General features: G+C 71.4%; 2 protein-coding genes. Both read left to right on the plus strand.

Annotation, left to right across the window (positions count from 1 at the left end):
• A partial coding sequence (locus ACHFIV_RS11145; protein ID WP_398966343.1) for a KR domain-containing protein occupies nt 1-1,014 on the plus strand: 1,014 nt, incomplete at its 5' end.
• 7 nt (nt 1,015-1,021) lie between these two features.
• On the plus strand, nt 1,022-6,868 hold a 5,847-nt coding region (locus ACHFIV_RS11150; protein WP_398966346.1), incomplete at its 3' end, for a type I polyketide synthase.

Consider the following 6,868-nt stretch of genomic DNA (forward strand, 5'->3'; position numbering starts at 1 on the left):
CATCTGCATGAGCTGACGCGCGATATGGGTCTGTCGATGTTCACGCTGTTCTCGTCCGCCGCCGGTGTGTTCGGTGGTGCGGGCCAGGCGAACTACGCCGCGGCGAACGCGTTCCTGGACGCCCTGGCCATGGCCCGGCGGGCAGAAGGACTCGCGGGGCAGTCGCTGGCCTGGGGCTTGTGGGCCGAGGCCGGCGAGATGACCGGGCAGCTCGGAGCGGACGATCTGCGGAGGATGGCCAGGGACGGTGTGCTGGCCTTGTCCACGGAGCGGGGGCTCGACCTGCTCGACGCGGCCGGGTCCCTGACCGACGAGCCCGTACTCGTGCCCGTTCCCCTCGACTTCACCGTACTGCGGGGGAACGCCCTGACGCAGGACGTGCCCACCGTGCTCCGGGCGCTCGTGAGGAAGCCCGTCAGAAACCTCGGTAGGGCCGGTCGTCCGGCTGAGACCGGCGGCACCACCGACTATGCCGAACGGATGCGTGCCGTGCCCGCCGCCGAGCGCGAGCGGCTGGTGCTCCAGCTGGTGTGCGAGCAGGTGGCTGACGTACTCGGCCATGCCTCAGGGGCGTCGATCAAACCGCACGACGCCTTCACCGAGCTGGGCTTCGACTCGCTCACCGCAGTGGATCTGCGGAACCGGCTGAACAGGGTGACAGGTCTGCGCCTGCCCGCGACCCTGGTCTTCGACCACCCCACACCCGGAGAGCTCGCCGAGCACATCCTGACCGGGATCGCCCCCGGCGACGCGGCCATGGTCTCCGTGCTCGACACCCTCGATCGCCTGGAGACGGTGTTCGACGCGCTCACGCCGGACAGCGAGGACTCCGTGGCCACCATCACCGCCCGGCTGAACGCCCTGATGGCCAGGTGGAACGAGGAGCGCGAGCCGACGGGGGCCCGGAGCGACCTGCGTGACGACGCCGGTGACGGCTTCGACCTCAGTAAGACACTCGGTACAGCCTCAGACGACGAGCTGTTCGACTTCATCGACAACAAGTTCGGCAGGTGAATCGCTGATGGCGAACGAAGACAAGCTCCGCGAGTATCTCCGGCGGGTCACCGCTGACCTGCACGAGACCGGCGAGCGTCTGCGCTCCGTCGAGGAGAAGGACAACGAGCCGATCGCCATCGTGGCGATGAGCTGCCGATACCCCGGCGACGTAAGGTCCCCCGACGAGCTGTGGGAACTGGCTGTCTCGGGCAGGGACGGGATCACCGGCTTCCCGACCGACCGAGGCTGGGACCTGGAGGCGCTGTACGACCCCGGCATGCAGCGGCCCGGCACCAGCTACACCCGCGAGGGCGGGTTCCTGCACGACGCCGGTGACTTCGACCCGGAACCCTTCAAGATCTCGCCGCGTGAAGCACTGGCGATGGACCCTCAGCAGCGCCTGCTGCTGGAAGCGTCCTGGGAGGCGTTCGAGCGCGCCGGCATTGATCCGCTGTCGCTGCGTGGCAGCCGTACGGGCGTGTTCGCCGGGGTGATGTACCACAATCACGCTGCGAGCGTCGGCGCTGTGCCCGAAGGAGTCGACGGATTCCTGGGTACCGGCACCGCGAGCAGCGTCGTCACCGGCAGGGTCTCGTACACCTTGGGTCTGGAAGGGCCGGCGGTCACCGTCGACACCGCCTGCTCGTCGTCCTTGGTGGCGTTGCACCTGGCGGTGCAGTCGCTGCGGTCGGGTGAGTGCACCATGGCGATCGCCGGCGGGGTCACGGTGATGACCACACCGGCCACGTTCATCGACTTCAGCAGGCAGCGCGGCCTGGCGGCCGACGGCCGGTGCAAAGCCTTCTCCGCCGCAGCCGACGGGACCGGCTGGGGCGAAGGCGTGGGCGTCCTCCTCGTGGAGCGGCTGTCGGACGCACGACGCAACGGGCACGAGGTGCTCGCCGTGGTGCGCGGGTCCGCCGTGAACCAGGACGGAGCGTCCAACGGCCTGACGGCGCCGAACGGTCCCTCGCAGCAGCGGGTGATCCGGCAGGCCCTGGCAGGTGCCAGGCTGACGGCCGCGCAGGTGGACGCCGTCGAAGCGCACGGCACCGGTACCACTCTCGGCGACCCGATCGAGGCCCAGGCGCTCATCGCGACGTACGGGCAGGAGAGGACTCACGACCGCCCCCTGTGGCTCGGATCGCTCAAGTCGAACATCGGCCATACGCAGGCCGCCGCCGGAGTGGCGGGTGTGATCAAGATGGTGCTGGCGATGCGGCACGGAGTCCTGCCACGGACGCTGCACGTCGACGAGCCGTCGGCGCACGTCGACTGGTCGGCCGGGCGCGTCGAGCTGCTGACCGAGCAGACGGCCTGGCCCGAAACCGGTGAGCCCCGCCGAGCGGGCGTGTCCTCGTTCGGGATCAGCGGCACCAACGCGCACGTGATCCTCGAACAGGCAGCGCTCGACAGCCGACCGGTTCCCGGTCCGGCAGACGCCCCGCAAGCTGACGCGCGGACCCTGCTGACCACCAGCACCGCGCCCTGGGTCCTCTCCGGCAAATCGACTGAAGCGGTCGCGGCCCAGGCCGCGCGTCTGCTGGCCCATCTGGAGACACGCCGCGGCGGTACCCCGTCCCCGATGGACATCGCATGGTCGCTCGCGACCACCAGGGCCTCGCTCGAACATCGCGTGGCCCTGGTGGCGGACGACCACGACGGTCTCATGTCCGCGCTCCGGTCCGTGGCCGACATCGGCTCGGCCCCCGGGGCCGTACAGGGGACCGCCTCCCGCAGGGTCAAGCCTGTCTTCGTGTTCCCGGGGCAGGGCGCGCAGTGGACCGGGATGGCGGCCGGCCTCGTGGAGTCCTCCCCCGTCTTCGCGGCACAGCTCGCCGCGTGCGGGGAGGCACTGGCGCCCTACACCGACTGGTCCCTCCTCGACGTGGTGCGACGCGTGGAGGGCGCCCCCTCGTCGGACCGGGCGGACGTCATGCAGCTGGTGCTGTGGGCGGTCATGGTCTCGCTGGCCGAGCTGTGGCGTTCGTGCGGAGTCGAGCCCGCCGCTGTGATCGGTCACTCGCAGGGGGAGATCACCGCGGCCACCGTCGCCGGAGCGCTCTCGCTCCAGGACGCGGCGCGCCTCGTGGCGCGCCGGCGGGAAGTGACGATGCCCCTCTCGGGCAAGGGCGGGATGGTGTCGGTGCCGCGCCCGGTGCAGTGGGTGCGCGAGCAGGTGCAGCCGTACGGCCCCCGACTGTCGGTCGCGGCCGTCAACGGGCCCGCATCCGTCGTCGTGTCCGGTGACCTGGACGCGCTGGACGACTTCGTGTCCGCCTGCGCGGCGGCCGACGTACGGACCCGGCGCATCGCGATGGACTACGCATCGCACTCGGCGCAGATCGAGAGCATCCGGGAAGACCTCGCGGAGGCACTGCAAGGTCTCACCCCGCGTTCCGCGGCGATTCCGTTCTACTCCACGCTCACGGGCGGGCTCATCGACACCGCCGGCCTGGACGCCGACTACTGGTACCGCAATCTGCGGTCCGTGGTGGAGTTCGAAGCAGCGACCACCGCCGCGCTCGCCGACGGTCACACGGTGTTCATCGAGGTCAGCCCGCACGCGGTACTCACGGCGGGGCTCCAGGAGACCTTCCACGGGGCGGCCGGCGACGCGGTGGCGCTCGGCACCCTGAGGCGGGGCGAGGACGAGCCCCGCCGGTTCATGACCTCGCTCGCCGCCGCCTACACGAACGGCGTCGAACCGGACTGGCGTGCTGTGTACGCCGGCACAGGCGCCCGGCGTGTGGACCTGCCCACGTACGCCTTCCAGCACCAGCACTACTGGCTGAGCATGTCAGGTACGCCGGTCGCGAACCGGCCCGGAACGGCACCGGAGGACGACGCCTTCTGGACCGCGGTCGACGACGCGGACCTGGAGGCACTCACGCGGACGCTCGCGGTCGACACGGAGCAGTCGTTCGCCGCCGCGCTTCCCGCGCTGTCCGCGTGGCGGCGACAGCGCACCGCTCTGTCCACCGTCTCCTCGTGGCGTCACCGCGTGCTGTGGAACCGGATCGCCGAAACGACCGCGAGCCCTCACCGGATGACCGGCAGGTATCTGGTCGCGCTTCCCGCGACGACCACCGTCGACCCGTGCCTCGACGCGTGCCTCGAGGCGCTCGCCCCGGCCGAAGCCGTCGTCGTCCGGGTGACTCCGGGCGCCGATCGCGACACCCTGGCAGCCCTCATACGCACCGCGCTGGGCGAAGGACCGGACACCGACGTGACCGGTGTGCTGTCGCTGCTCGCCCTGGACGGACGCACCCACCCCCGGGCGCACGCCGTACCGGCGGGCCTAGCGAACACCCTGGTCCTCGTCCAGGCCCTCGCCGACACCGCGGTGCAGGCTCCGCTGTGGATCGCGACCCGTGGCGCCGTGTCCGTGGGCCGCGCGGACCACGTGACCGACCCCGCCCAGGCCATGCTCTGGGGACTGGGCGGCGTGATACGTGCCGAACGCCCGCAGAGCTGGGGCGGCGTGCTCGACCTTCCCCAGGATCTCGACCAGCGTGCGGCTCACCGCTTGCGCACGGTCCTCGCGGCGCGTGACGCCGACGAGGACCAGGTGGCGATCCGTGCCGCAGGCCTGTACGGACGCCGGCTCGTCGCAGCCCCCCGCCCTCCCCGTACTCCCGCCGTCGACGACTGGCGCTCCCCCCGGGGCACCGTGCTCATCACGGGCGGGACCGGCGCGCTGGGCGCCCACACCGCCCACTGGTTCGCGGAGAGAGGCGCCGAGCACCTGCTGCTCGTCAGCCGACGCGGCGCCGACGCACCCGGGGCGGAGTCGCTGGCGGCGGAACTCACGTCGAAGGGCTGCACGGTCACCCTCGCCGCCTGTGACGCGGGTGACCGGTCCGCGCTGGCCGACCTGCTGGCCTCGATCCCGGCCGAGCTGCCCCTCACGGCGGTCGTCCACAGCGCGGCGCTGCTGGACGACGGCCTGCTCGACACACTGACCGTCGGCCAGCTCGACCGCGCACTGCAGGCGAAGTCACAAGCCGCGACCAACCTCCACGAGCTCACCCGCGACCTCGGCCTCTCCGCGTTCGTGCTCTTCTCCTCCGTCGCGGGTCTCCTCGGCGGCCCGGGGCAGGGGAACTACGCCCCTGCTAATGCCTTCCTCGACGCCCTCGCCCAGCACCGCCGCGCGGAAGGCCTGACGGCCGTCGCCATCCAATGGGGCCACTGGGACGGCAGGGGCCTCGGCGCCGCACAGGACGAGAACTTCGCGCGCGGCGGCGTCGGCTCCATGGACCCCGAACTGGCACTCCTGGCCCTGCAACAGGCTCTCCAGGACGACGAGACCTCGCTCGTCGTGGCGGATGTGGAGTGGGACCGGGCGGCGGGGCGCGACGCGTCACACCGCCCCAACCCGCTGCTCCGCGAGCTGGTGCAGGCCCCTGAGGCGGAGTCCTCCGCCACCGGCCCGGCCGATCGGGATTCCGTACACCACTCCGCGCTCGCTTCCCGACTGCGGACCGTGCCGGAGCAGGAGGGCCTCCGCCTGCTGACGGACCTGGTCCGTGACGAGGCAGCCGCGCTCCTGGGCCACGGATCCAGGGAAGCGGTACCCGCGGACAGGGCCTTCCTGGATCTCGGATTCAGCTCGATCAGCGCGGTGGAACTGCGCAACCGGCTCGACGCAGCCTCCGGGCTCCTCCTGCCGACGACGCTCGTGTACGACTATCCGTCCCCCGCTGCACTGGCCCGCCACCTCAGGTCCCGACTCGTGCCCGTGAGCGAAAGCGGGACGCCCACGGCTTCCGACACCTCCCGGGCCGAGGCGGACGACCCCATAGCGATCGTCGGCATGAGCTGCCGGTTCCCCGGTGGTGTCACCTCGCCGGAAGAACTGTGGGACCTCCTGGCCGCCGGATCGGACGGAATCTCCACCCTGCCCGACAACCGCGGATGGGACCTCGGTTCGCTCCACGACCCGGGCACCGGCACAGCCGGCCTCGGCACCTCGGCCACGCAAGAGGGCGGCTTCCTGTACGAAGCCGCTGACTTCGACGCCGAGTTCTTCGGGATCTCGCCGCGTGAGGCGCTGGCGATGGACCCCCAGCAGCGGTTGCTGCTCGAAGCGTCGTGGGAGGTCCTCGAACGCGCCGGCATCGACCCGTCGTCACTGTCCGGCAGTCCGACCGGGGTCTTCGCCGGTACGAACGGCCAGGACTACGTTCATCTCATGGGCGACGCGGGCGAGTCGGTCGCCGGGTACGGAGCCACGGGCAGCTCAGCCAGTGTGCTGTCGGGCCGAGTGTCCTACACACTGGGGCTCGAAGGCCCCGCAGTGACGGTGGACACGGCGTGCTCGTCGTCGCTGGTCGCCCTGCACTGGGCGATCCAGGCGCTGCGCTCGGGCGAATGCTCACTGGCTCTGGCCGGTGGCGTGACGGTCATGTCGACGCCCGGCGCCTTCGTCGAGTTCTCCCGGCAGGGCGGTCTGGCACCGGACGGCCGGTGCAAGGCGTTCGCCGAAGCCGCGGACGGGACGGCATGGGGCGAAGGCGTGGGCGTGCTGCTCGTGGAGCGGCTGTCGGACGCCCGGCGCAACGGCCACGAGGTGCTCGCCGTCGTGCGGGGCAGTGCGGTGAACCAGGACGGCGCGTCGAACGGCCTGACGGCTCCGAACGGCCCGTCGCAGCAGCGGGTCATCAACCAGGCGCTGGCGAACGCCGGTCTCGCTCCGGCCCAGGTGGACATGGTCGAGGCGCACGGCACCGGGACGAAGCTGGGTGACCCGATCGAGGCGCAGGCCCTGTTGGCGACGTACGGACAGGGCCGGGGGGAGGGCCGGCCGCTGCTGCTGGGGTCGGTCAAGTCGAACATCGGTCATACACAGGCTGCCGCAGGTGTGGCA

The sequence above is a fragment of the Streptomyces sp. ALB3 genome (genome assembly GCF_044385685.1).
In the GTDB taxonomy this organism is placed as follows: domain Bacteria; phylum Actinomycetota; class Actinomycetes; order Streptomycetales; family Streptomycetaceae; genus Streptomyces.